This window comes from Enterobacter cloacae complex sp. HYC003_NIDB (genome assembly GCF_056673375.1).
In genome coordinates, this window is record NZ_CP114220.1 from 2,644,782 (window position 1) to 2,667,349 (window position 22,568).

22 protein-coding genes are annotated in these 22,568 nt (G+C 59.1%); 5 read left to right on the forward strand and 17 right to left on the reverse strand.

The window, feature by feature from the left end:
• Genes O1722_RS12540 through O1722_RS12550 form a run of 3 tightly spaced genes read right to left on the reverse strand, consistent with a single transcriptional unit; the run spans position 1 to position 2,407 of the window.
• Positions 1-1,260 carry an NAD(P)/FAD-dependent oxidoreductase gene (locus tag O1722_RS12540; protein ID WP_033486778.1) on the reverse strand — a complete coding sequence of 420 codons (1,260 nt, stop codon included), beginning with the start codon at positions 1,258-1,260 and terminating at the stop codon, positions 1-3.
• Positions 1,257-1,976: an SDR family NAD(P)-dependent oxidoreductase gene (locus tag O1722_RS12545; protein WP_033486776.1), complete on the reverse strand. Its 720-nt coding sequence runs from the start codon at positions 1,974-1,976 to the stop codon at positions 1,257-1,259. Before O1722_RS12545 ends, O1722_RS12540 begins: the two co-directional genes overlap by 4 nt.
• Positions 1,973-2,407, reverse strand: a complete 435-nt coding sequence (locus O1722_RS12550; RefSeq protein WP_017384507.1) for a nuclear transport factor 2 family protein — start codon at positions 2,405-2,407, stop codon at positions 1,973-1,975. The genes O1722_RS12545 and O1722_RS12550 overlap by 4 nt, the downstream gene beginning before the upstream one ends.
• A gap of 258 nt (positions 2,408-2,665) precedes the next feature.
• Here O1722_RS12550 and O1722_RS12555 point away from each other — a divergent pair, with 258 nt between their 5' ends.
• The gene (locus O1722_RS12555) at positions 2,666-2,863 is read left to right on the forward strand and encodes a hypothetical protein (RefSeq protein ID WP_003857318.1); all 198 of its coding nucleotides are present in this window, start codon (positions 2,666-2,668) and stop codon (positions 2,861-2,863) included.
• Position 2,864: 1 nt separating this feature from the next.
• Complete coding sequence (locus tag O1722_RS12560) at positions 2,865-3,617, forward strand: hypothetical protein (RefSeq protein ID WP_017384508.1); 753 nt, start codon at positions 2,865-2,867, stop codon at positions 3,615-3,617.
• Between the two features lie 57 nt (positions 3,618-3,674).
• Here the strand turns inward: O1722_RS12560 and O1722_RS12565 are convergent, their stop codons facing one another.
• Positions 3,675-5,651: an alkyl/aryl-sulfatase gene (locus O1722_RS12565; RefSeq protein WP_017693471.1), complete on the reverse strand. Its 1,977-nt coding sequence runs from the start codon at positions 5,649-5,651 to the stop codon at positions 3,675-3,677.
• A 202-nt stretch (positions 5,652-5,853) separates the two neighbouring features.
• On the opposite strand from O1722_RS12565, the gene O1722_RS12570 reads away from it, so the two are divergent.
• Positions 5,854-6,489 carry a helix-turn-helix domain-containing protein gene (locus tag O1722_RS12570; RefSeq protein ID WP_100151278.1) on the forward strand — a complete coding sequence of 212 codons (636 nt, stop codon included), beginning with the start codon at positions 5,854-5,856 and terminating at the stop codon, positions 6,487-6,489.
• A gap of 42 nt (positions 6,490-6,531) precedes the next feature.
• Here the strand turns inward: O1722_RS12570 and paaY are convergent, their stop codons facing one another.
• The 13 genes from paaY to paaA form a co-directional block, all read right to left on the reverse strand.
• Positions 6,532-7,137: a phenylacetic acid degradation protein PaaY gene (gene paaY / locus O1722_RS12575; RefSeq protein WP_006810541.1), complete on the reverse strand. Its 606-nt coding sequence runs from the start codon at positions 7,135-7,137 to the stop codon at positions 6,532-6,534.
• A gap of 9 nt (positions 7,138-7,146) precedes the next feature.
• Positions 7,147-8,082 (reverse strand): phenylacetic acid degradation operon negative regulatory protein PaaX, encoded by a 936-nt coding sequence (gene paaX, locus O1722_RS12580; RefSeq protein WP_032103751.1) that lies wholly within the window; start codon positions 8,080-8,082, stop codon positions 7,147-7,149.
• Positions 8,083-8,203: 121 nt separating this feature from the next.
• The gene (gene paaK / locus O1722_RS12585; RefSeq protein WP_017384511.1) at positions 8,204-9,520 is read right to left on the reverse strand and encodes a phenylacetate--CoA ligase PaaK; all 1,317 of its coding nucleotides are present in this window, start codon (positions 9,518-9,520) and stop codon (positions 8,204-8,206) included.
• Between the two features lie 26 nt (positions 9,521-9,546).
• Positions 9,547-10,752 (reverse strand): 3-oxoadipyl-CoA thiolase, encoded by a 1,206-nt coding sequence (gene pcaF / locus O1722_RS12590; protein ID WP_033486775.1) that lies wholly within the window; start codon positions 10,750-10,752, stop codon positions 9,547-9,549.
• A complete protein-coding gene (paaI, locus tag O1722_RS12595) occupies positions 10,752-11,174 on the reverse strand; it encodes a hydroxyphenylacetyl-CoA thioesterase PaaI (RefSeq protein WP_033486773.1) in 423 nt (140 codons plus the stop codon). Before paaI ends, pcaF begins: the two co-directional genes overlap by 1 nt.
• A complete protein-coding gene (gene paaH / locus O1722_RS12600; protein ID WP_033486772.1) occupies positions 11,164-12,588 on the reverse strand; it encodes a 3-hydroxyacyl-CoA dehydrogenase PaaH in 1,425 nt (474 codons plus the stop codon). Before paaH ends, paaI begins: the two co-directional genes overlap by 11 nt.
• Before the next feature lies 1 nt (position 12,589).
• Entirely contained in the window at positions 12,590-13,378 is a 789-nt protein-coding gene (gene paaG / locus O1722_RS12605; RefSeq protein WP_094058368.1) for a 2-(1,2-epoxy-1,2-dihydrophenyl)acetyl-CoA isomerase PaaG, read from the reverse strand.
• A complete protein-coding gene (gene paaF, locus O1722_RS12610; protein WP_033486770.1) occupies positions 13,378-14,145 on the reverse strand; it encodes a 2,3-dehydroadipyl-CoA hydratase PaaF in 768 nt (255 codons plus the stop codon). The genes paaG and paaF overlap by 1 nt, the downstream gene beginning before the upstream one ends.
• Positions 14,142-15,212 carry a 1,2-phenylacetyl-CoA epoxidase subunit PaaE gene (gene paaE, locus O1722_RS12615; RefSeq protein ID WP_033486769.1) on the reverse strand — a complete coding sequence of 357 codons (1,071 nt, stop codon included), beginning with the start codon at positions 15,210-15,212 and terminating at the stop codon, positions 14,142-14,144. Before paaE ends, paaF begins: the two co-directional genes overlap by 4 nt.
• Positions 15,213-15,219: 7 nt before the next feature.
• On the reverse strand, positions 15,220-15,717 hold the full coding sequence (gene paaD, locus O1722_RS12620; RefSeq protein WP_033486768.1) for a 1,2-phenylacetyl-CoA epoxidase subunit PaaD: 498 nt from the start codon (positions 15,715-15,717) through the stop codon (positions 15,220-15,222).
• Positions 15,718-15,728: 11 nt separating this feature from the next.
• Positions 15,729-16,475 carry a 1,2-phenylacetyl-CoA epoxidase subunit PaaC gene (paaC, locus tag O1722_RS12625; RefSeq protein WP_033486767.1) on the reverse strand — a complete coding sequence of 249 codons (747 nt, stop codon included), beginning with the start codon at positions 16,473-16,475 and terminating at the stop codon, positions 15,729-15,731.
• An 8-nt stretch (positions 16,476-16,483) separates the two neighbouring features.
• Positions 16,484-16,771 (reverse strand): 1,2-phenylacetyl-CoA epoxidase subunit PaaB, encoded by a 288-nt coding sequence (gene paaB / locus O1722_RS12630; protein WP_003857353.1) that lies wholly within the window; start codon positions 16,769-16,771, stop codon positions 16,484-16,486.
• Between the two features lie 12 nt (positions 16,772-16,783).
• Positions 16,784-17,713, reverse strand: coding sequence for a 1,2-phenylacetyl-CoA epoxidase subunit PaaA (gene paaA, locus O1722_RS12635; RefSeq protein ID WP_032103760.1), 930 nt, complete (start codon positions 17,711-17,713; stop codon positions 16,784-16,786).
• Between the two features lie 285 nt (positions 17,714-17,998).
• Between paaA and paaZ the strand changes: the two genes are divergently transcribed.
• Positions 17,999-20,038, forward strand: coding sequence for a phenylacetic acid degradation bifunctional protein PaaZ (gene paaZ, locus O1722_RS12640; RefSeq protein WP_033486765.1), 2,040 nt, complete (start codon positions 17,999-18,001; stop codon positions 20,036-20,038).
• Positions 20,039-20,234: 196 nt separating this feature from the next.
• Positions 20,235-22,508 carry a primary-amine oxidase gene (gene tynA, locus O1722_RS12645; protein ID WP_033486764.1) on the forward strand — a complete coding sequence of 758 codons (2,274 nt, stop codon included), beginning with the start codon at positions 20,235-20,237 and terminating at the stop codon, positions 22,506-22,508.
• Positions 22,509-22,568: the final 60 nt, after the last annotated feature.

Consider the following 22,568-nt stretch of genomic DNA (forward strand, 5'->3'; position numbering starts at 1 on the left):
TTAGTTGCCCTCCCCGGTCGCGATAGCGTTGACCACGTCCAGCGCACTGCGCACGCCATCTTCGTGGAAGCCGTTGTACCAGTACGCGCCGCAGAACCAGCTCCGCTGGCGACCGTTTATTTCGCCGCGCCGGGCCTGAGCTTGCCAGCTTTGCGGGTTAAAAAGCGGATGCTCATAGACAAAGCGGCGCAGCACAAACCGTTCCTCCACCGGCGTTTCCGGGTTGAGGGTGACGCATAACAGCGGGCTACCCGGCGGCAGTCCCTGCAAGATATTCATGTTGTAGGTGACGCAGGCGCTGGCCTGATCCTGCTCGCTGAGGCGGTAGTTCCAGCTCGCCCACGCGCGTTCGCGCACCGGCAGCCAGCGCGGATCGCGGTGAAGCACCACCTCGTTACGCTGCCAGCCGATATCCCCCAGCACCTCGCGTTCAGCCTGCGTTGGGCTGGCGAGCATCGCCAGCGCCTGAGCGGAGTGGCAGGCGAAGATCACCTGATCAAAAGTGTCTGTTACGCCCTCACGCGCAATATCAACCCCACGATCGTGGCGAATAACCTGCTGCACCGGCGCGTTAAGGTGCAGCGTCAGGCGATCGCCGAGCGTATCCAGCATCGCGCGGATATACTCCCTGGAGCCGCCTGGCACCACGTACCACTGCGGACGATGGGTAATGTCCAGCAGACCGTGGTTTTCAAAAAAGCGTAAAAAGAGCGGCAGCGGAAAGCGTTTCATCTCCTGTAGCGACGACGACCAGATAGCCGCCCCCATGGGCAGGATGTAGTGGCGCGCAAAAAAGGGCGTAAAACGGTGCTGGCGCAGGAACGTTTCCAGCGTGGCGGAACCATCGACTTCGCCCCGGAGCGTCTGTTTCGCCAGCCGGTTAAAGCGCACGATCTCCTTCAGCAGCGTCCAGAAAGCCGGGTTGAGCAGATTACGTCGCTGGGCGAACAGCGACGTCAGCGTGTGCCCGTTGTACTCCAGCCCGCTCTGCGGGTTGTGCACCGAAAAGCTCATCTGCGTTTTTTGCCCGCAGATGCCCAGTTCGCTGAGCAGCCCCATGAAGCGTGGATAGGTGCGGTCGTTGTAGACGATAAAACCGGTATCGATGGCAAAGCTGCCCTGCGGCGTGTCGACATCCACCGTTGCGGTATGGCCGCCCGGCGTGGCCTGCGCCTCAAACAGCGTGACCTGGTGATGTCCGGCGAGCCGCCAGGCACAGGTTAACCCGGCGATACCGCTGCCGATAATTGCGATTTTCATGGTCGCACCATCCTGCGCAGCAGTGCGCGCTGAAGTACATCGGGCAGGCAGGAAAGCAGGCGCAGCGCCAGGCTGAACCCGGCGGGAAACGCGATGTGATCCTTCCCTTTTGCCAGACCGCGACGAATGGCGTGGACGGCGTCCCCCACGCTGACCCGGCCCGGCATCGGGAAATCGTTTTTGCGGGTCAGCGGCGTGTCGACAAAACCGGGTGAAACGACCGTGACGGCAATCCCTTTCGGTTCCCAGTCGAGGCGCAGCGTATCGGCGAACCAGGTTAACGCCGCCTTGGAGGCGCCATACGCTTCGGCTCGCGGGAAGTGAAGCCAGTGCGCCATCGAACTGACCAGCACCACGCGGTTGCCGGATACCAGCTGCGGCTGCAACGCCGCAAGGCAGTTTACCGGCCCGATGAAATTGGTGGTCATGACCCGCGCCACCAGCTCGGCATCCACCTCGCCGCGGTCGAGATACTCGCAGGTTCCGGCGCAGAGAATCACCGTGTCGGCAGTACAGTCCTCCAGCGCCTGGCGACAGGCGTCCCTGTCTGTCATATCGAACAGGCGCACCGTAATGTTGGGGCTGTACTGATGGACGGCTGCCAGACGTTGCGCATCGCGCCCGCAGGCAATCACCCGGTAACCATCGTCGGCAAAAGATTTCGCCAGCCCCGCCCCGATGCCCGAGCTTGCGCCGGTGATCAGAACCGTTTTCATGATTTCACTCTTCGCTTCACGCCGCGCACGGCCCAGCCGAGTATCGGAAGATGTTCGTAAATCATCTCTCCGGCATCGTAGTAATCCCGCTGGCGAACAATGCGATCGTCGCGCATGTCTACCACGGAGCAGCCCGGCAGCTGGCGCATTGCCCCCCCGGCGATACGTGGGTGCGACCAGTGCATCATCCAGGTGACAACAAAGCGATCGCCCTGCTGCAACGGTGCATCGACGGTAAAGCGACAGTGCTGGACGTTAGCCAGCAGATGGGTGAAATAGCGCTGAATCGCGAACACCCCGCTGTGTTCGCCAAAGGGATCGATAAGCGTGGCATCGGCGCGATAAATCCCCGCCAGCGCCGAAGGTGGCTGGGTATCCAGCGTGGCGTAGTAATCAACGAACCGACTGATGACGGACGGCAACGTGCTCATGGGTCACATCCTGGGTGTAAACAACGTAGCGGAATCGCATAATTTAAACTTACACAATTAACTTTATTTGTCCAAGTTTGCGCAGATATATTTTTTATTCTTATTATTTTTCAGTTACATGGGGTATCACCACGCACAACCATTTTGTGAAAAATATGAATTTCGCCGCCAGGCTGCCGTTTTTTTAGGGATAACCTTAAGGCAAAGGTGCCATTTATCTTCCAGACTTATCCTTTTAATTCATAAGGATGTCACGCGATGAAACATTTACTGATGACGCTCTTTTCCAGCCCGGAATCCTTGTTGCAGGTCATGAGTCACCAGGAAATTATCGAAGCCGTAGAGGATGGCGACCGCATCATCATCGATCAGGATGGAAACGCCTCGGTTAACTACAAAAGCCACGAAGTACGGCAGGACTTTCTGCGCCATGTCAACGCGCTGAAGAGGGCCTGAAATGGGAACGGCAATATTCATGGTATTGATGGTATGCGGGTACTGGTACACCAGCCGCGACCTCTCAACACGGTTTAAAATCAAGCGATCCTTTGGCTGGGACGTCTATTTTCTTGTTGCACTGTATGGCTGTATTTTTGTTCTTCAGGGGGTGATCGCCACCGGCCTGCTGTGGCTGCTGTTGTTCGCCCTCTCCGCCGCCGATAACACGTTCCATTTCACGTCAGCAAAATATGCCGACTGGCAAATTGATTTTATGAACTGGAGCTTCCTGGGGATTCAGGCCCCGGTGGTGGTGATGCTGACCTTCGCGATCCTGTTTTGTCTCTATCGCTCGAACTGGGCCGGAAGCGCGCGGCTGGACGGCGATGGCCGGAAAAAATTGTACAAGCGGCTGGCGCAGTCGAGCGGGATTGAACAGCTGCTCTATCAGTGCATGGAGGAAGGTGAACTGGCGCACGTCACGCTGAAATCGCGGCGGATCTATATCGGCATGATCCATACCGCCACGCTGGAGTATGAAAAAACGGCCAATATCGTGCTTATTCCGATGCTGAGCGGCTACCGTGACGGGAAGAACATGCAGCTCTGTATCGAACATAACTACAGCAAATGGTATGCCGAGCATGACATTACGCTCGATTCGGAGCCCAAAAGCGCCATGGATTTTCGCAAAGTGATCATGCTGGATCAGATCGAGAGTATTTCGCTGTTCGATCCGGCAAGCGCCAGCGCGCTGGCGATGCGTGAATAAAAAAAATGGCGCCTTATCGTAATAAGGCGCCAGGATTAACCAGGATGAACGCTAAACTTATGGCGTGACAATATTGAACCAGAAGTCAAATGTGTCCATGTAGCTCAGCATCTCTTCCAGCTTCGCTCCGTCTCCGCTCACCTTGACGTCACCCTTGTCCATCGCCTGCTTGAGCGTCTCTTTCTTAAGGATGATGTCATTCAGCGTGGTGCGGTCCAGGGTGATGGTTGCGTCGGCATCCTTCGCCTGCGCGTTGGCGGTATGGTTCAGCACGCCGTTTTCCAGCTCCAGCTTGTATTTGCCGCCATCCTTACCGAGATCGATGTTAAAGACCGCTTTCGCGTTACCGGCCCGCACCCCGTTGATGTGCACGCCCAGGTAGTCGAAGAACATTTCCGGGGTCATCGCCCGCACGGTATCCGGGCTGGCGGTGTTCGGCGTCGGCAGCTTCTTCACGCCATTACGCAGTTCCTGCGCGCCGGTCAGGTAAAAGTTACGCCAGGTGCCCGCTTCCGCCTGGTAACCTAACTGCTCCAGCGCGTCGGCTTCCAGATTACGTGCCGCAGCGTTCTGCGGATCGGCGAAGACGATTTTGCTGGTCACCTGCGCCACCCAGCGGTAGTTGCCCTGCTGATAGTCAGCTTTGGCTTTCTGCATGATGGCATCGGCCCCTCCCATGTATTCCACAAACTTCTTCGCAGCCTGTTCAGGCGGCAGTTCGTCGAGGGTAGCCGGGTTGCCGTCGAACCAGCCGAGATAAAACACGTAGGTGGCTTTGACGTCGTGGCTGACGGAACCGTAATAGCCGCGGCTCGCCCACTGTTTTTCCAGCGATTCCGGCAGTGTAAATTCAGCGGCGATCTCGTCGCGGGTCAGCCCCTTGTTTGCCATACGCAGGGTCTGGTCGTTGATGTAGCGATACATATCGCGCTGGCCTTTCATCAGCTTGACGATATTCTCGTTGCCCCAGGTCGGCCAGTGGTGCTGCGCAATAATCACTTCCGCGTCCGCGCCCCAGCGCTCAATGGCGGCGTTGATGTACTTAGACCAGGCCAGCGGATCGCGGATTTTCGCGCCGCGCAGGGAGTAGGTGTTGTGCAGGGTATGAGTCACGTCCTCTGCGGCTTCGATCATTTTCTTCTCTTTGACATACCACAGCATTTCAGACGGGGCTTCTGAGCCCGGCGCCATCATAAAGTCGTAGGTCAGCCCGTCAATCACCTCCTGCTGGCCGGTATGGGTAATGTAGTTGGTCGGCGGGATCAGGGTCACCGTACCCGCAGAGGTGGTGGTGCCAAGACCCGCCCCCACCTGGCCTTTTGCATCCGGCTTCAGCAGGTTGCCGTACATATAGCTCGCACGGCGGCTCATCGCATTCCCGGCCATAATGTTTTCGGAAACCGCTTCTTTCATAAAGCCTTCCGGGGCGTAGATCTTCACTTTGCCGGACTTCACGTCGGCTTCGTCAACCACACCGCGCAGGCCGCCGTAGTGGTCGACGTGACTGTGGGTGATCACCACAGCGACGACCGGTTTCTTGCCGCGGTTTGCATAGTAGAGATCCAGCGCTTCTTTCGCCGGTTCAGCGCTTAACAGCGGGTCGATAACGGTGATGCCCTTCTCGCCTTCAATGATGGTCATGTTGGAGAGATCGAGATTGCGGATCTGATACACGCCGTCGGTGACCTTAAACAGCCCGCCAATGTTGATCAGCTGTGACTGACGCCACAGGCTCGGGTTTACCGTATCCGGGGCTTTTTCACCCTCTTTCACGAAATCATATTTCGCCGGGTTCCAGATAACGTTCCCCTGCTCGCCTTTAATCATGTTTTGTGGCAGCGGGGCGATAAAACCTTTATGGGCGTTCTCAAAGTCGGTTTTATCGGCAAACGGTAATTTGTTATACAGGGCGTTATTTGCCTGCCGGGTTGTGGCAGTGGCATCCTGCGGCTGCACTTCCGCAAACGCGGAAAGCGACAGCGACGTCAACACACCGGCAAGCGCCAGATGTTTAGCAATTAGGGTTAATTTCATTGAATGGCCTCATAGATTAATTGCGCCGCCTGGATATTTACTGTTGGCGGATAATTTTAATGCGAACTCATTGACGACCATTCTAATCAGAATACTTTCTCATCATAGTCCCATATGGGACTGGTTATTTATCGGTTCGTAATCCGGGGGCTATTGCTGCTATACTCGCCACCACGGCAGACGTTGCGGGGAGAGGCTTAGCGTGAATTTTCAGGATATCCATACCTATTATCAGCAACTCAATATTGGGCAATTCTTTCCGCACATGCTTTGTAAAGGCGAGGCCTTAACCGTTGCCGAAAATAAAAAATTCACCGTCGAGCCTGGCTATATTTATTTTTGCACTGAAGGGTCGCTGACAATATTAATGCCTGATGATGGCCTAAATATTGGCAATACTATCGAGTATATGCCGATAGGGTTAATGGAAAGGTATTGTCCACTGGCGAAGTATGAATATCGCAGCAGTGCGAAGGTGAAGCTGGTGAGAATAGCCTGGGCCGACTTCGACCAGCTATTTTTCGAGGGCGGGTCTGAGCGCATGCAGGCGCTGGCCACCATACTGACCTACATGTCCATTTTCACCATCGATCTGCACAATGAACGCAGGCAGGTCACCAGCTACCAGACCATCAAACCGATGCTCTATCGCTATCTCTATCGGCAGGAGACCCACACGGGAGAGAATGAGGGCCTGGCGCTTTTTATCATCAAGCGCACTAACCTGTCACGCACGCATGTCTTTCGCGTGCTGGCAGATCTTAAAGCCGGGGGCTATATCACCATGAAGCGCGGAAAGCTGGTGTCGATTGACCGCCCCCTGCCGGAAGCGTATTGAGCTCATCTTCACGCCTTGAGCAACGTGCGGGAACGAACGGCCTTATTTATCCCGGCCAGCCGACTTGGGCCGTAAATTCTCATCGAAGACCAGCCGTTTGCGTCCGGGCTCTTCTTCCCGCAGCGGCTCCACCTGATGCAGCGTCTGCTTACAGCGATCCACCAGTACCTGATACTCCCGCGTGCCCTGCTTTTTCCACTCTATTTCCTGCGCGCTTAACTCACGAATCGCTTTCGCCGGACTGCCAAGAATTAAGTGATTCGCAGGCATCTCCGCTTTGGCCTTCACAAACGCCGCCGCCCCGACGATGCTGTTTTCGCCGATCGTCGCCCCGTCCATCACGACCGCATTCATCCCCACCAGCGCATTACGGCGGATAATGCAGCCGTGCAGGATCGCGCTGTGGCCGATATGCCCGTCCTCTTCCACCACCGTGTCCTGCTCCGGAAAACCGTGCATCACGCAGTTATCCTGGATGTTCGCGCCGTCTTTCACCACGATCCGGCCAAAATCACCGCGCAGGCTGGCGTTAGGGCCCACGTAAACACCTTTTCCGAGGATCACGTCGCCAATCAGCACCGCGGTCGGGTGAACATAGCTCTCTTCAGGCACGACCGGCGTCAAACCATCAATTTGATAAACAGGCATACCCTCTCCTTATGTGATATTCAGACCACCAAAACGCTGGTGATAAAGCGTGCCGGGAGCGGGCAGCTCGCCCACGGAGGTTTCCCCCTTCTCACTGACAAACGCCAGGGCTCCCGCCGCCACGCGCTGGTAGATGTTAATACACAGCTGTCGCGCGCTCTGTCCCGCCCAGTGCGCAGGAAGTAACTCCTCCGGCAACAGCGGATCTTTCAGCACCACGCGACGATAAAAATGAATGAGTAACAGCTGGATCTGGAAGCAGCGTTCCGGAGTCAAATCCTCAGGCGGCGCCTCTTTCAGCAGCGGCAGCAGCGGACGGAACGAGTTGATAAACGTTTCGTACATCGCGTTTTGTTCGGTCAGCTGCCAGCACTCTTCCACGCGGGATCGTAACGCCGCGCGTGACAAGGCCAGCGGCGAATGGGCTTCAAAGAAAATGACGTTTTCCGCCACGCCCGCGTCATGCAGCAGAGACTGCACGTCCGCCAGGTTCTGCGACGGCGAGGCCATCAGGCTCGGCGCCAGCGTGCCGAACCCTTGCCAGATGAGCTGTTTTTTCACGTCCGCGAGCGTGGTTTTATCCAGCCCCTCGGAAAGCAGCAGCAGCCATTTACCATCCCACGCCGGCAGTTCCGCACGGTAGATTTTATTTTCCGCGCGGCGGGTCAAACGCAGACCCTTGTCGCTGAGACGGTAAAAGCTGCGACGGCCAATGCGGGAAACGTCCAGCCAGCCCTCTTTGTTGAGGCGAAACAGCGCGGTGCGCACAAAGCGCTCCCCGAAACCCATCCCTTCCAGCAGGGCCGCCAGGCTGCCGAGCCAGATCTCTCCGCCGCGATGGGAAAGCGCATCGCCATACAGCGAGGAGATAAGCGACGTTCCGCTGACGGGAACAGAGCTGACTGCGTGCTGGATAAAGGCATCAAGTTTATTCATGTGATTCATTCTGTTGTTATTTTTTTCCTGGATGAATCATAGCATACGAATCTGGGGTGTATCCTCTCCCAAAGGGAGAGGGTACTTAATACACCCTCTCCCTTTGGGAGAGGGCTGGGGTGAGGGAAATTCAACCGTTGGCTGCCACTTTACGCAAATCAAATACCCGGCAGGCTTTACCCTCGGAGCGCGGTATACTGCCGCAGTTCACGATCATCACGTCGGTCGAGATCCCCACCATCGATTTAATCCGATGACGCAGCTGATGGCAGACCTGACAGCGCTGTTCATGGGTCAGCGTTAAGCTGCTCTGTTTCAGCTCGACCTTCACCGAAAGTGAATCAAGATGCCCGCGGCGGTTCACCTCCAGCTGATAGTGCGGCGAAAGGTGTTCGAACTTAACGATCTCCTCTTCCAGCTGTGACGGGAAGACGTTAACCCCGCGAATGATGAGCATGTCGTCGCTGCGCCCGCTGATGCGATCCATCCGGCGCATGGTGCGTGCGGTGCCCGGCAGCAGGCGCGTCAGGTCGCGGGTGCGGTAGCGGATCACCGGCAGCGCCTCTTTGGTCAGCGTGGTGAACAGCAGCTCACCCTGCTCGCCGTCGGCCAGCGGCGTGCCGTCATTCGGGTTGACGATCTCCGGGTAGAAGTGATCTTCCCAGATGGTCGGGCCGTCGGCGGTTTCAAGACACTCCATCGCCACGCCCGGCCCCATCACTTCGGAGAGACCATAGATATCCAGCGCGGTAATGCCCAGCCGTTTTTCAATTTCGCGGCGCATCGCCTGCGTCCACGGCTCGGCGCCAAACACGCCGACGCGCAGGGAACAGGCACTGGCATCGCCGCCCATCTGACGCTCCAGCTCTTCAATCAGGTTCAGGCAGTACGACGGCGTCACCATGATCATATCCGGCTGGAAATCGCGGATCAGCTGCGCCTGCTTCTCCGTCTGGCCGCCGGACATCGGGATCACCGTCGCTCCCAGACGCTCGGCACCGTAGTGCGCCCCCAGCCCGCCGGTGAAGAGCCCGTAACCGTAAGCGACGTGAATTTTATCCTTCGCGCTGCCCCCGGCGGCGCGCAGGGAACGGGCGACGATATTGGCCCAGTTGTCGATATCATTCTGGGTATACCCCACCACGGTCGGCTTTCCGGTGGTGCCCGACGAGGCATGGATGCGTACCACCTGTTCCATTGGCACCGCAAAGGTATCAAACGGGTAGTTGTCGCGCAGATCCTGCTTGGTGGTGCACGGGAATTTTTGCAGGTCCGCCAGCTCGGTGAAATCGTCAGGGTGAACGCCCGCGGCATCAAACTTGCGTTTGTACATCGGAACATTGTTGTAGGCGTGGTGCAGCGTCCACTTCAGGCGCGCGGTCTGCAACGCCTGCAATTCATCAATGGACGCGGTTTCGATCGGATCAAGCTTTGTTGTATTTATCATCGCAGGGTACTCACATTATTGTTCGCTCAAACACGCTCAAGGATCATGGCAATGCCCTGACCCACACCGATGCACATCGTACACAGCGCGTAGCGCCCGCCGCGTCGGTGCAATTCATTGCTTGCGGCTAGCGCCAGTCTGGCACCGCTCATTCCCAGCGGATGACCTAGCGCGATCGCCCCGCCGTTCGGGTTGACATGCTCCGCGTCATCCGGCAAGCCCAGCTGACGCAGCACTCCCAGCGCCTGTGCGGCGAAGGCTTCATTAAGCTCAATGACGTCCATATCGGTGATACTGAGTCCGGCACGCTCCAGCACCTTGCGGGTGGCGGGCACCGGGCCTAATCCCATCAGGCGCGGCTCGACGCCCGCTGTCGCCATGGCCACAATGCGGGTGCGCGGGGTTAACCCCTGGGCAAGCGCCATCGGCTCGCTGGCGATAATCAGCGCCGCCGCCCCGTCGTTGACGCCAGAGGCGTTCCCCGCCGTCACCACACCGTTCTTACGGAACGGGGCTTTCAGCGCGGCAAGCTGTTCCAGGGTGGTTTCGGCGCGCGGATGCTCGTCCACGCTCACTTCCGTTACCGCACCTTTTTTGCCCGCCACCTGTACCGGGATAATCTCCTGCGCCAGAACGCCATTCTGCTGCGCCCGCGCGGTGCGCTGCTGGCTGCGCAGGGCAAATGCGTCCTGATCGGCACGGCTTATATTTAACAATTCCGCTACATTCTCTGCCGTTTCCGGCATGCTGTCAGTTCCGTATTGCTGATGCATGAGCGGATTCACAAATCGCCAGCCGATGGTGGTGTCGAAGATCTCCGCCTGACGCTGAAACGCCGCCGTGGCTTTGCCCATCACGAACGGCGCACGGGACATGGATTCGACGCCACCGGCGATCAGCAGATCGCCATCCCCGGCCCTGATGGCGCGCGCCGCAAAGCCAATGGCATCCAGACCGGAGCCGCACAGGCGGTTAATGGTGGTGCCGGATACCGTCTGCGGCAGCCCGGCCAGCAGCGCCGACATGCGCGCCACGTTGCGGTTATCCTCTCCGGCCTGATTCGCGCAGCCGAAGATCACGTCATCTATGCGCTCCAGATCGAGCTGCGGGTAACGCGACAGCAGCGCACGCAGCGGCACGGCACCTAAGTCATCGGCGCGCACGCTGGATAATCCTCCGCCGTAGCGACCAACCGGGGTACGCACACCCTCACAAATAAATGCGTCACACATCAGGCTTCTCCTGTCACACTGCCGCCAGTGCGGTGCGATTTCCCGCGAAAAAGAGCGACGGTTTTGTGTTGTTGGTTCTGAATTTCAATGTCGTAGACGCCGGTCAGTTTGCCCTGATGCTTCACCCGCGCGGTGGCGGTGAGCTTATCTCCGGCAAAGCCTGGACGCAGAAAATCGATGGCGCAGCCTGAGGCCACCGCCGCCAGCCCCTGACTGTTGCAGGCGTAGGCAAAGGCCGTATCGGCCAGCGAGAACAGCTGTCCGCCGTGACAGGTTTTATGCCCGTTGAGCATCTGCGGGGTGATGGTCATGGTCACCACCGCGTAGCCCTCGCCCATGTCGATAATGTCCATCCCCATCGCCTGCGCGCAGGCGTCCCGTTCGTACATCGCGCGGGCGTTATGCCAGGCGTTATGACTCATAGCTACTCTCCAGAAGCGCACGCTGGCGCAGCAGTGAACAGGGGCGATAGCGTTCCTCGCCGTAGTGACGTTGCAGATTCTCCAGCAGCGTTAACAGACGCTGCCAGCCAAGGCGCTCGCCCCAGGCGATGGGCCCGCAGGGATAGTTGACCCCTAAGCGCATGGCGGTATCAATGTCTTGCTCGCTGGCGACCCCTTTTTGCAAAGCGTCCAGCGCTTCGTTGGCAATCATCGCTACCGTGCGCCAGACCAGCAGGCCGGGGTAATCGGCAATCTGTACCACCCGTTTCTCCTGATGCTGCAACCAGTAAATGGCTTTCTGCGTGGCGGCGTGCGGGTTGCCCGGTGCGGCGGCTATCACGGCCACATCCCGCTCGATGCGGTCGACCACCACCACCGGGCAGCCGTGGCGCAGCGCCAGCGACTGCGCGGTTTCACCCTGCGTTTCGATTAGCAACAGATCGTCAATTTCCGTGACACCGTCACTTCTTCGCTGTGCGCGCATCGGGCTGAAGCTGTCGCTGACCGGGGCGAGCCAGCTGACGGCGGGTTTCTCCTCCAGCCAGCGGTAAACGCCCTGCCCGCTTTTCTTACCCAGACGCCCCGCCAGCACTAGCTCCTGCTGCACCAGCGACGGCAGAAAACGACGCTCCTGCCAGAAGGCGTTAAACACGGAGCAGGTCACGGCAAAGTTGACGTCCTGACCAATCATGTCCGTCAGCTCAAGCGGCCCCATCGGGAAGCCTCCGCCGTCTCGCAGGGCAGCGTCGATCACCTCGGGCGTTGCCACCTGCTCTTCCAGCGCACGCCAGGCTTCCGAGTAGAACGGGCGCGCCACGCGGTTGACGATAAACCCCGGCGTGGACTGGCAGCGTACCGGCTGCTTTCCCCAGCTCAACGCCAGCTCGCACAGTGCATCGGCCACTTCGGGAGAGGTCGCCAGCCCGCTGACCACTTCCACCAGCTTCATCACCGGGGCAGGATTGAAGAAGTGCAGCCCGGCGACGCGTTCAGGGTGGTTTATCTCCGCTGCAATCGCGGTAACGGAAATGGACGAGGTATTGCTGGCAAGCAGCGTCTGCGGCGGGCAGATCTCTGCCAGCTGGGTAAACAGCGCTTTTTTTACCTCAAGCCGCTCAGAGGCCGCCTCGATCACCAGATCGGCTTTCGCCAGAGCACTGATAGTCGTCACCGGCGTCAGGCGGGCGAGGATCTGTTCCCCGGCGTCGGCAGAGAGTTTTCCGCGCGCAACGCGAGAGGAGAGCCGCTGACGAATGCCGTCGATGGCGCGGGAAATCGCCGCTGCATCAATGTCGTACACCAGAACCGGATGACCGTGGCTGGCTGCCACTTCGGCAATACCGGCGCCCATGGTGCCGCTGCCAATGACGGCGACCGTATGGATATTCACCATCTTATTTCCCCATAAAGTTCGGCGCGCGTTTTGCCAGGAACGCGCTGACGCCTTCCCGGTAGTCGTCGCTGCGTCCGGCCAGACGTTGATAGTCGCGCTCCAGATCAAGCTGGGCGTCGAGGGTATTGGTTTCGGCGGCGTTGATCGCCTGCTTGATCAAGCCCAGGCCAAAGGTCGGCTGCGAGGCAAAATGCAGCGCCATCTGCTGTGCGGTGGCGGAGAGCTGGTCGTCGTCCACCACCTGCCAGATCATTCCCCAGGCCTGTGCCTGCTCGGCGCTGAGCTTATCGCCCAGCAATGCCAGCCCCATGGCGCGGGCGCGTCCGGTCACGCGCGGCAGCAGCCAGGTTCCGCCGCAGTCCGGTACCAGCCCGAGCTTGCTGAAGGCCATCACAAAGCTGGCTGAACGGGCCGCAATCACCATGTCGCAGCCGAGGGCCAGCGTGGCCCCCGCGCCCGCCGCCACGCCGTTAACCGCGCAAATCACCGGCTTCGGCAGTTTTGCCAGGCGGCGCACCAGCGGGTTGTAAAAAGTCTCAACGGACATGCCCAGATCGGGCGCGGGGCCGTTCGGGTCGACGTTACGGTCGTTAAGATCCTGCCCGGCGCAGAAACCGCGTCCTGCCCCGGTGATCAGCAGGCAGCGGATGGCGTCATCGCGCTCGGCCTGCTTCAGGCATTCGGAAAGCTGCTGGTGCATGAAGTCGTTAAAGCTGTTCAGGCGCTCCGGGCGGTTCAGCGTAATGGTCATTACGCCCTGCTCAACATGGCTCAGAATAGATTCCACAATTAGCGTCCTTTAAAGTCTGGGGTGCGTTTTTGTAAAAAGGCGTTGATACCTTCCCGGCGATCGTCGGTGGCTGCGAGCAGCGCAAACAGCTGACGCTCCTGCGCCAGCCCGGCCTGAAGCGGGACTTCCTGCGACTGGCGAAGCGCCTGCTTCGCCGCCTGTAGCGCCAGCGGCGAGTGGCGCGCCATCAGCGCCGCCTGCTTCAGGGCGTACTCCAGCGTCAGCGAGGCCGGGTAGACGTCGCTGGCCAGCCCGGCGCTGTGCGCCTGAACCGCCGTGATGCTTTCGCCCGTCAGCACCATTTTGCTGGCCAACGATTTGCCCACGCTGCGGATCAGCCGCTGGGTGCCCCCTGCGCCCGGCATGATCCCGAGGGTGATTTCCGGCAGGCCAAAACGGGCGTTATCGCCGGCAATCACGACATCGCAGAGCAGCGCCAGCTCACAGCCTGCCCCCAGCGCGAAGCCGTTCACGGCGGCAATCAGCGGTTTGGTGAAGGCGTTGATCCGCGCCCACAGCTGCGGGCGGATATCGTTCAGGGTGGCGGGCAGGTCTTTCTCCGCCATTTCGTTGAGATCGGCCCCGGCGGCAAAGCAGCGTTCGTTGCCGGAAATCACGCAGACGGCGATCTCAGCATCCGCGGCGGCGGCCTCAAGCTGCTCCGCGATTTGCAGGAGCAGCGCATTGTTGAGCGCGTTGCGCGCCGCCGGACGGTTTAGCGTCAGCTGCAACACGCGGCCATGACGGGTGACAATCAGTTCACTCATGCCATCCCCTTCGCATCAAAATCGACGATAACATCGGCGGTTAACGGCAGCGCCTGACAGCTCAGCACATAGCCTGCGGCCAGCTCGTCCGGCTCCAGGCTGTAGTTGGTCGCCATATCGACTTTTCCGCGCAGCACTTTGCATTTGCAGGTGGCGCATACGCCGCCCTTGCAGGCGTAAGGCAGATCCGCCCCCTGACGGAGGGCCGCGTCAAGAATGCTCTCGTCGTCCGCCGTCAGGGTGATCTCCCTGTCGCGCCCGTCCTGACGGACGGTGACCTTCTGCCCGTCGGCCTGCACGCTGGCTGTCCGTTTAACGGCGGTACCCGGCGTGTTAAAGCGCTCAAGATGGATCGCTTTTTCCGGCATACCCAGCGCTTGCAGCGCCGCTTCGGCCTCATCCATCATCGCCGACGGGCCGCAAATGAAGGCTTCATCGTACTGACGGAAATTCACCAGCGTTTTTGCCAGCGCCTGGAGCTTTTCCCCGTCAATGCGGCCATGGAGCAGATCGCTGTCGAGCGTCTCCTGGCTGAAGATGGCGATCAGCTGCAAACGCTGCGGGTATTTATCTTTCAGGTCCGCCAGCGCCCGGCGGAACATCATGCTCTGGCTGCTGCGGTTGCCGTAAATCAGGGTGAAGTGGCTGTGGGCTTCAGTGGCCAGCGTAGCGGACATAATCGCCAGCATCGGGGTGATCCCGGACCCGGCGGCAATCGCCAGATAGTGGCCTTCGCGTTCGGCCTGCGGCTGATAGCCAAACTGCCCCTGGGGCACCATCACCTCCAGCGCCATGCCCGGTTTGATCTCGTCCCGGGCATAGCGGGAAAAACGTCCGCCCTCGATGGCTTTGACCGCCACGCTGATCTCACCGCACGCGGTGCTCCGGCAGATGGAGTAGCAGCGGCGCAGTTCATCCCCGCCAGGACTGGCTTTCAGGGTCAGATGCTGACCGGGACGGAAGCGGTACGCCTCCTGTAACGCCTGCGGCACCGCGAAGGTAATGGTCACCGCGTCGCGGGTTTCGGGTTCTACTTTTGCCACTGTTAATGAATGAAACGTTGTCATGGCAGCCTCAAATACATTTGAAATAGTCGAAGGGCTCACGGCAGGTATTGCAGCGATAGAGCGCTTTGCAGGCCGTAGAACCAAATTCACTGATAAGCGAGGTATCGGTGCTCGCACAGCGCGGGCAGCTCACCTCAGCGGGAAGGTGGGCATGGCAGCTATGGCCGACAGGCGGGCTGATGCCATATTCACGCAGGCGCCTGCGGGCATCGTCGGTCATCCAGTCGGTGGTCCAGGCGGGCTCCAGTTGCAGCACAATATGTACCGGGCTAAAGCCGTTTCCGGTCAGGGTTTCGCGGATCGCCCCCAGCAGATGCTCCGTTGCCGGACAGCCCGAATAGGTTGGCGTGAAGCCGATGACCCAGCCTTCCCCCTGCGCCTTCACGCTGCGCACCATGCCTAAGTCGGTGATGGTCAGCACCGGCACTTCCGGGTCGGGGATCTGGCTTAACAGCGCCCAAATCTGCGGGATTTGTGCAGGCGCGATGTCGACGAGGCGTTGCATGGCGTCCTCCTTTACCACTGCTGGCCGGGGTAAACGCGCTGGAGATACTGCATCTCTGCCAGCATCGGCCCGAGGTGTTCAGTATGTAGCCCCTTCTTGCCGCCCGTGCGATACGCCACCTCTTCGGGCACGCGGAGGGTGGCTTCCGCCAGGCCAGCAAACACTTCGCGCTCCCACGGGTCCCGCAGGTCGCGCGGATCAACCGCCACGCCGTCATCAATTAGCGCCAGCTCGAGGTCGTCGGCGTCGAACAGTTCAGCCGTAAAGCGCCACAGGCTATCCACCGCCTGCTGCATTTTTTGTGCGGAGGTCTCTGTTCCGTCCCCCAGCCGCACCAGCCAGCCGCGGCTAAAGCGCAGGTGATAGCGTGCCTCCTTAATGGCTTTTGCCGCGATGGCGGCAAGCTGACTGTCGCTGCTATGGATCAGCCGCTCGTAGAGCGCCACGTTCCACGCATCCATCAGATACTGACGGGCAATGGTGTCAGCGAAGCTGCCGTTTGGTTGTTCCACCAGCAGCAGATTGCGGAACTGACGCTCATCGCGGCCATAGGCCAGGGTGTCTTCATCGCCCTTACCCTCCCGTTCAGCGGCGTAGGTCAGGAAATTGCGCGCCTGCCCGAGCAGATCAAGGCCGATATTGGCGAGCGCCAGGTCAATTTCCAGCTCCGGCGCGTGGCCGCACCAGGCGCCCAGACGCTGTGAGAGCACCAGACCGTTGTCGCCCAGACGAAGGGCATAAGCAGATACGTTGTTCATCCCCAACCTCACATATGCTCGATGCCATCAGGGATGGTGTAAAACGTCGGATGGCGGTAGACCTTGCTTTCCGCCGGATCGAAAAACTCCCCGCTCTCTTCCGGCTGGGAAGCGACGATTTCACTCGCCTTCACCACCCAGATGGAACAGCCTTCGCTGCGGCGGGTATAGGCATCGCGCGCGTTTTCCAGCGCCATGCGGTCGTCGGCAGCGTGAAGGCTGCCCACATGCCGGTGCGACAGCCCCTGCTTCGAACGGACAAAAACTTCGTATAACGGCCAGTAAACATTGCTCATGGTTGATTCCTCTTATGCGGCCTGGCGGGCGCGTTGTTTTTCCGCGTGGGCCAGAGCGGCTTCACGCACCCATGCGCCGTCGTCCCAGGCTTTACGTTTTGCGGCCAGACGTTCGTGGTTGCAGATCCCGCGCCCGGTGATCACCTCGTCAAATTCCTGCCAGTCGATTTCGCCGAAGCGGTAGTGGCCGCTCGCTTCATCGAAACGCAGGTCGGGGTCCGGCACGGTCATACCGAGCATCTCCACCTGAGGCACCGTGTTGTCCACGAAGCGCTGGCGAAGCTCATCGTTGCCAAAGCGTTTGATCTTCCAGGCCAGACTGCGGGCGCTGTTTGGGGAGTTGTCGTCGTTGGGTCCAAACATCATCAGCGCGGGCCACCAGAAACGGTTGATGGCGTCCTGCAACATCTGCCGCTGGGCTTCGCTGCCCTGCGCCAGCGCCATGCAGGCCTCAAAACCCTGACGCTGGTGGAAGCTCTCTTCTTTACAGATTTTCACCATCGCCCGGGCATACGGACCGTAAGACGTACGACACAGCGCCACCTGGTTCACAATGGCCGCCCCGTCCACCAGCCAGCCAATGACGCCGATATCGGCCCAGCTCAGGGTCGGATAGTTGAAGATGGAGGAGTATTTCATCTTGCCGTCGAGCATCTTTTGATAGATGTCCTCCCGGGCGCAGCCCAGCGTTTCCGCCGCGCTGTAGAGGTACAGGCCGTGTCCGGCTTCGTCCTGCACCTTCGCCAGCAGAATGGCTTTCCGGCGCAGCGTCGGCGCGCGGGTGATCCAGTTTCCTTCCGGCAGCATGCCGACAATCTCAGAGTGGGCGTGCTGTCCAATCTGGCGGATCAGCGTCTTGCGGTAGGCATCCGGCATCCAGTCCTGCGGCTCGATGGCCGTCTCCTGTGCGATGCGTTGCTCAAAGCGTTGTTCTTGCGTCACATAACCACCTTTGTGATTCGTCAAATCACCACAAATAGCAAAATGGTGAATCATTTATTTCCTTAAAAGTTACACAAAGGTTAAATATAACCCCAAGAAGCGTTTGTTTATTTTGTGACGACGCTCGCAAGCCTTTTCATGAAAGGCCGATAACGCAAGGCTTCTGGGTGGTCAGGTTAAGCAATACAGATCACAGCGTTAACAATTCATTAAAACTCAGCTTGATTTTTATGATTCGCGATCAAACTATTTATAGTGAAATCATGAAACATCTGGAGAGAAGAAATGCAGCAGTTAGCCAGCTTCTTGTCCGGCACCTGGCAATCAGGCCGGGGCCGCGAGCGCACCATCACCCACGCCATCAGCGGGGAAACGCTATTTGAAGTCACCAGCGAAGGGCTGGATATGGCGGCCGCGCGCCGTTACGCCATTGAACACGGCGGAGAAGCGCTCCGGGCAATGAGCTTTATCGAGCGCGCCGCCATGCTGAAGGCGGTGGCCAAACATCTGCTGAGCCAGAAGGATCGCTTTTATGCCCTGTCAGCTCAGACCGGCGCGACGAAGGCCGACAGCTGGGTGGATATTGAAGGCGGTATCGGCACCCTCTTCACCTACGCAAGCCTCGGCAGCCGTGAGCTGCCGGACGATACCCTGTGGCCGGAGGATGAACTGATCCCGCTGTCGAAGGAAGGCGGTTTTGCGGCACGTCACGTGTTAACGTCGAAATCCGGCGTGGCGGTGCATATCAACGCGTTCAACTTCCCGTGCTGGGGGATGCTGGAAAAGCTCGCGCCCACCTGGCTTGCCGGGATGCCCGCCATCATCAAGCCCGCCACCGCCACCGCGCAGGTGACTCAGGCGATGGTGAAAGCGATCGTCGAAAGTGGACTGGTGCCCGACGGCTCCATCAGCCTGATCTGCGGTGGCGCGGGCGATCTGCTGAACCAGCTCGACAGCCAGGACGTGGTGACGTTTACCGGTTCGGCCAGCACCGGGCAGAGTCTGCGCGTCCACCCGAATATCGTCGCGCATTCCATTCCGTTTACCATGGAAGCAGATTCTCTTAACTGCTGCGTGCTGGGTGAGGACGTGACGCCGGAACATCCGGAGTTTGCACTGTTTATTCGCGAAGTGGTGCGCGAGATGACCGCCAAAGCCGGGCAAAAATGTACCGCCATCCGCCGCATCATCGTGCCGGAAGCGCAGGTTGACGCCGTCAGCCAGGCGCTGATTGCGCGGCTGGAGAAAGTGGTCGTCGGCGATCCGGCCCAGGAAGGGGTGAAGATGGGGGCCCTCGTCAACGGTGAGCAACGTGCTGACGTGCAGGAAAAAGTCGATCATCTGCTTGCCGCGGGCTGTCAGATCCGTCTGGGTGGTAAAGCCGATTTGCAGGCGGCTGGAGCATTCTTCCCGCCCACCCTGCTGTTCTGCCCGCAGCCGGACGAAACCCCGGCCGTCCACGCCACCGAAGCCTTTGGCCCCGTCGCAACCCTGATGCCCTGCCGTAACACCGAACACGCCATGCAGCTGGCGCGGGCGGGTGGCGGCAGCCTGGCGGGAACGCTGGTTACGGCAGATACCCGCATGGCGCGGCAGTTTATTGCCGGTGCCGCGCGCGCCCACGGACGCATTCAGATCCTCAACCAGGAATCCTCGAAAGAATCCACCGGCCACGGTTCACCGCTGCCGCAGCTGGTGCACGGTGGTCCGGGACGTGCGGGCGGCGGCGAAGAGCTGGGCGGCCTGCGCGCGGTGAAGCACTATCTTCAGCGCACGGCCATTCAGGGCAGCCCGTCCATGCTCGCCGCGATCGGTAAACAGTGGGTCCGTGGCGCGGAGGTGCAGGAAAATCGCGTTCATCCGTTCCGTAAATACTTCGAGGAGTTACAGCCGGGCGACAGCCTGCTGACCCCGCGTCGTACCCTGACGGAAGCGGATATCGTGAATTTTGCCTGCCTGAGCGGGGATCATTTCTACGCCCATATGGACAAAATTGGCGCGGCGGAGTCGATTTTTGGTGAGCGCGTGGTACACGGTTATTTCCTGATTTCCGCCGCGGCGGGGCTGTTTGTCGATGCCGGGGTTGGGCCGGTTATTGCCAACTACGGCATGGAAAACCTGCGCTTTATTGAGCCGGTCAAGCCGGGTGATACCATTCAGGTGCGCCTGACCTGTAAACGTAAAACGCTGAAGAAACAGCGCACTGCCGAGGAAAAACCCACCGGCGTGGTGGAATGGGCGGTGGAGATCTTCAACCAGCACCAGCAGGCCGTGGCGCTCTACTCCATCCTGACGCTGGTGGCGCGCCAGCAGGGTGACTTCTGACCCACCTCTTTCTTGCCGGGTGTCGCTCCGCTTACCCGGCCTACAACTACCTGACCGGGGTGTGATGCACCCCCGCTCTTTTTTTAACCTGGCAAGACTGACAAACAACCTGGCAGATGCAGGCAAACGCTTTTCGTGCGCGCCTGTCAGGATAAGGCTGACACAACACAATAAACACAACAAGATGAGGTCTGCGATGGGAAGCAATTCTTCTTTTTCTGCCCGTAGAACGGCACTGGCCATGGCCGTTGCGCTCTGTTGCGCCTGGCAATCCCCTGTTTACGCTCACGGCAGCGAGGCGCATATGGTCCCGATGGACAAAACGCTTCAGGCGTTTGGCGCGGACGTGCAGTGGGATGATTACGCCCAGATGTTCACCATCGTCAAAGACGGTGCCTTTGTGAAGGTCAAACCCGGCGCAAACACCGCCATCGTTAACGGCAAACCGCTGACGCTCCAGGTGCCCGTGGTGATGAAGAACAATAAGGCGTTTATCCCGGAGACCTTTATCAACGATGTTTTTCAGTCCGGTCTTGATCAGACATTCCAGGTTGAAAAAAGCCCCCACCCGTTAAACGCGCTGACGGCTGATGAAATCAACCAGGCCGTAGCCATTGTGAAAGCCTCTGCGGATTTTAAACCCAATACCCGCTTTACCCAGATTGCGCTGGCGGAGCCAGAAAAGGCCAAAGTCTGGGACTTTGTGCTTAACGGCACGGCGGTGGATGCGCCCCGCCAGGCCAATATCATCATGCTTGATGGTAAACACATCATCGAAAGCCGGGTGGATCTGAAGGAGAAAAAGATCCTCCGCTGGGAGCCGATCAAAGACGCGCACGGCATGGTGCTGCTGGATGACTTCAATACCGTGCAGCAGATCATCAATGAAAGCCCGGAGTTTGCCGCCGTGCTGAAAAAGCGCGGCATTACCGACCCGAAGAAAGTGATCACCACTCCGCTTACCGTCGGCTTTTTTGACGGCAAGGATGGGCTGAAACAGGAAGACCGCCTGCTGAAAGTGATCAGCTATCTCGACGTGGGCGACGGTAACTACTGGGCGCACCCGATCGAAAACCTGGTTGCGGTGGTGGATCTCGAGCAGAAGAAAATCCAGAAGATTGAGGAAGGCCCGGTCGTGCCGGTTCCGCTCACGCCGCGCCCTTATGATGGCCGCGACCGCGTTGAAACGGTGAAAAAACCGCTGGAGATTATCGAGCCGGAAGGCAAGAACTACACCATCACCGGGGATAGGGTGCACTGGCAGAACTGGGATTTTCATCTGAGCCTGGACTCACGCGTCGGCCCGATAATCTCCACCGTGACCTATAACGACAACGGCAAAAAGCGACAGGTGATGTATCAGGGATCGCTCGGCGGCATGATTGTGCCGTACGGCGACCCGGATATCGGCTGGTACTTTAAAGCCTACCTGGACTCCGGCGATTACGGCATGGGTACCCTGACCTCCCCGCTGGTGCGCGGCAAGGATGTTCCGTCTAACGCCGTGATGCTCAACGAAACCATCCCGGATTACACCGGCGCGCCAATGGAGATCCCCCGGGCGATCGCCATTTTCGAGCGTTACGCCGGGCCGGAATATAAGCATCAGGAGTTAGGTAAACCCAACGTCAGCACCGAACGCCGCGAGCTGGTGGTGCGCTGGGTCAGCACCGTGGGTAACTACGATTACATCTTCGACTGGGTATTCCACGAAAACGGCACTATCGGCATTGATGCAGGGGCTACGGGCATTGAAGCGGTGAAAGGCGTGCAGACGAAAACCATGCATGATGCCACCGCGAAGGATGACACCCGATACGGAACGCTGATCGACCATAATATTGTCGGAACCACCCACCAGCACATCTACAACTTCCGTCTGGATATGGACGTGGACGGCATCAACAATAAGCTGGTGGCCATGGATCCGGACGTCAAACCGAACACCGCTGGCGGACCGCGCACCAGCACCATGCAGGTTAATCAGTATGATATTGATACCGAAAAGCAGGCGGCGCAGAAGTTTGACCCGGGCACCATCCGCCTGCTGAGCAATACCAGCAAAGAGAACCACATCGGCAACCCGGTCTCGTATCAAATCATCCCTTACGCGGGCGGTACACACCCGGTAGCGTCCGGCGCGAAGTTTGCCCCGGACGAGTGGATTTATCACCGCCTGAGCTTTATGGATAAACAGCTGTGGGTGACGCGTTACCATCCCGACGAGATGTACCCGGAGGGAAAATACCCGAACCGTTCCACGCACGATACCGGCCTCGGCCAGTACAGCAAAGATAACGAGTCGCTGAACGACCAGGATAACGTCATCTGGATGACCACCGGCACCACCCATGTCGCCCGTGCCGAGGAGTGGCCGATAATGCCGACGGAATGGGTGCACACGTTACTCAAGCCGTGGAATTTCTTTGACGAGACGCCAACGCTCGGCAAGAAAAAAGAGCAGAAATAACCTACCGACCGGGCGTAATGCCCGGTTTTTCATCCGCTTACTTGCTGAATTACTCTCCCC

Excerpts from the sequence above, each read along its gene's own strand:
- O1722_RS12555 (WP_003857318.1), top strand. The coding sequence starts at position 2,666 with ATGAAACATTTACTGATGACGCTCTTTTCCAGCCCGGAATCCTTGTTG.
- paaX (WP_032103751.1), bottom strand. The coding sequence starts at position 8,082 with ATGAATCACATGAATAAACTTGATGCCTTTATCCAGCACGCAGTCAGC.
- O1722_RS12545 (WP_033486776.1), bottom strand. The coding sequence starts at position 1,976 with ATGAAAACGGTTCTGATCACCGGCGCAAGCTCGGGCATCGGGGCGGGG.
- paaY (WP_006810541.1), bottom strand. The coding sequence starts at position 7,137 with ATGCCTGTTTATCAAATTGATGGTTTGACGCCGGTCGTGCCTGAAGAG.
- paaH (WP_033486772.1), bottom strand. The coding sequence starts at position 12,588 with ATGGTGAATATCCATACGGTCGCCGTCATTGGCAGCGGCACCATGGGC.
- paaI (WP_033486773.1), bottom strand. The coding sequence starts at position 11,174 with ATGAGTCATAACGCCTGGCATAACGCCCGCGCGATGTACGAACGGGAC.
- O1722_RS12560 (WP_017384508.1), top strand. The coding sequence starts at position 2,865 with ATGGGAACGGCAATATTCATGGTATTGATGGTATGCGGGTACTGGTAC.
- paaB (WP_003857353.1), bottom strand. The coding sequence starts at position 16,771 with ATGAGCAATGTTTACTGGCCGTTATACGAAGTTTTTGTCCGTTCGAAG.
- paaD (WP_033486768.1), bottom strand. The coding sequence starts at position 15,717 with ATGCAACGCCTCGTCGACATCGCGCCTGCACAAATCCCGCAGATTTGG.
- paaZ (WP_033486765.1), top strand. The coding sequence starts at position 17,999 with ATGCAGCAGTTAGCCAGCTTCTTGTCCGGCACCTGGCAATCAGGCCGG.
- O1722_RS12540 (WP_033486778.1), bottom strand. The coding sequence starts at position 1,260 with ATGAAAATCGCAATTATCGGCAGCGGTATCGCCGGGTTAACCTGTGCC.
- paaE (WP_033486769.1), bottom strand. The coding sequence starts at position 15,212 with ATGACAACGTTTCATTCATTAACAGTGGCAAAAGTAGAACCCGAAACC.
- paaK (WP_017384511.1), bottom strand. The coding sequence starts at position 9,520 with ATGATAAATACAACAAAGCTTGATCCGATCGAAACCGCGTCCATTGAT.
- paaC (WP_033486767.1), bottom strand. The coding sequence starts at position 16,475 with ATGAACAACGTATCTGCTTATGCCCTTCGTCTGGGCGACAACGGTCTG.
- tynA (WP_033486764.1), top strand. The coding sequence starts at position 20,235 with ATGGGAAGCAATTCTTCTTTTTCTGCCCGTAGAACGGCACTGGCCATG.
- O1722_RS12565 (WP_017693471.1), bottom strand. The coding sequence starts at position 5,651 with ATGAAATTAACCCTAATTGCTAAACATCTGGCGCTTGCCGGTGTGTTG.
- paaF (WP_033486770.1), bottom strand. The coding sequence starts at position 14,145 with ATGAGTGAACTGATTGTCACCCGTCATGGCCGCGTGTTGCAGCTGACG.
- O1722_RS12550 (WP_017384507.1), bottom strand. The coding sequence starts at position 2,407 with ATGAGCACGTTGCCGTCCGTCATCAGTCGGTTCGTTGATTACTACGCC.
- pcaF (WP_033486775.1), bottom strand. The coding sequence starts at position 10,752 with ATGTGTGACGCATTTATTTGTGAGGGTGTGCGTACCCCGGTTGGTCGC.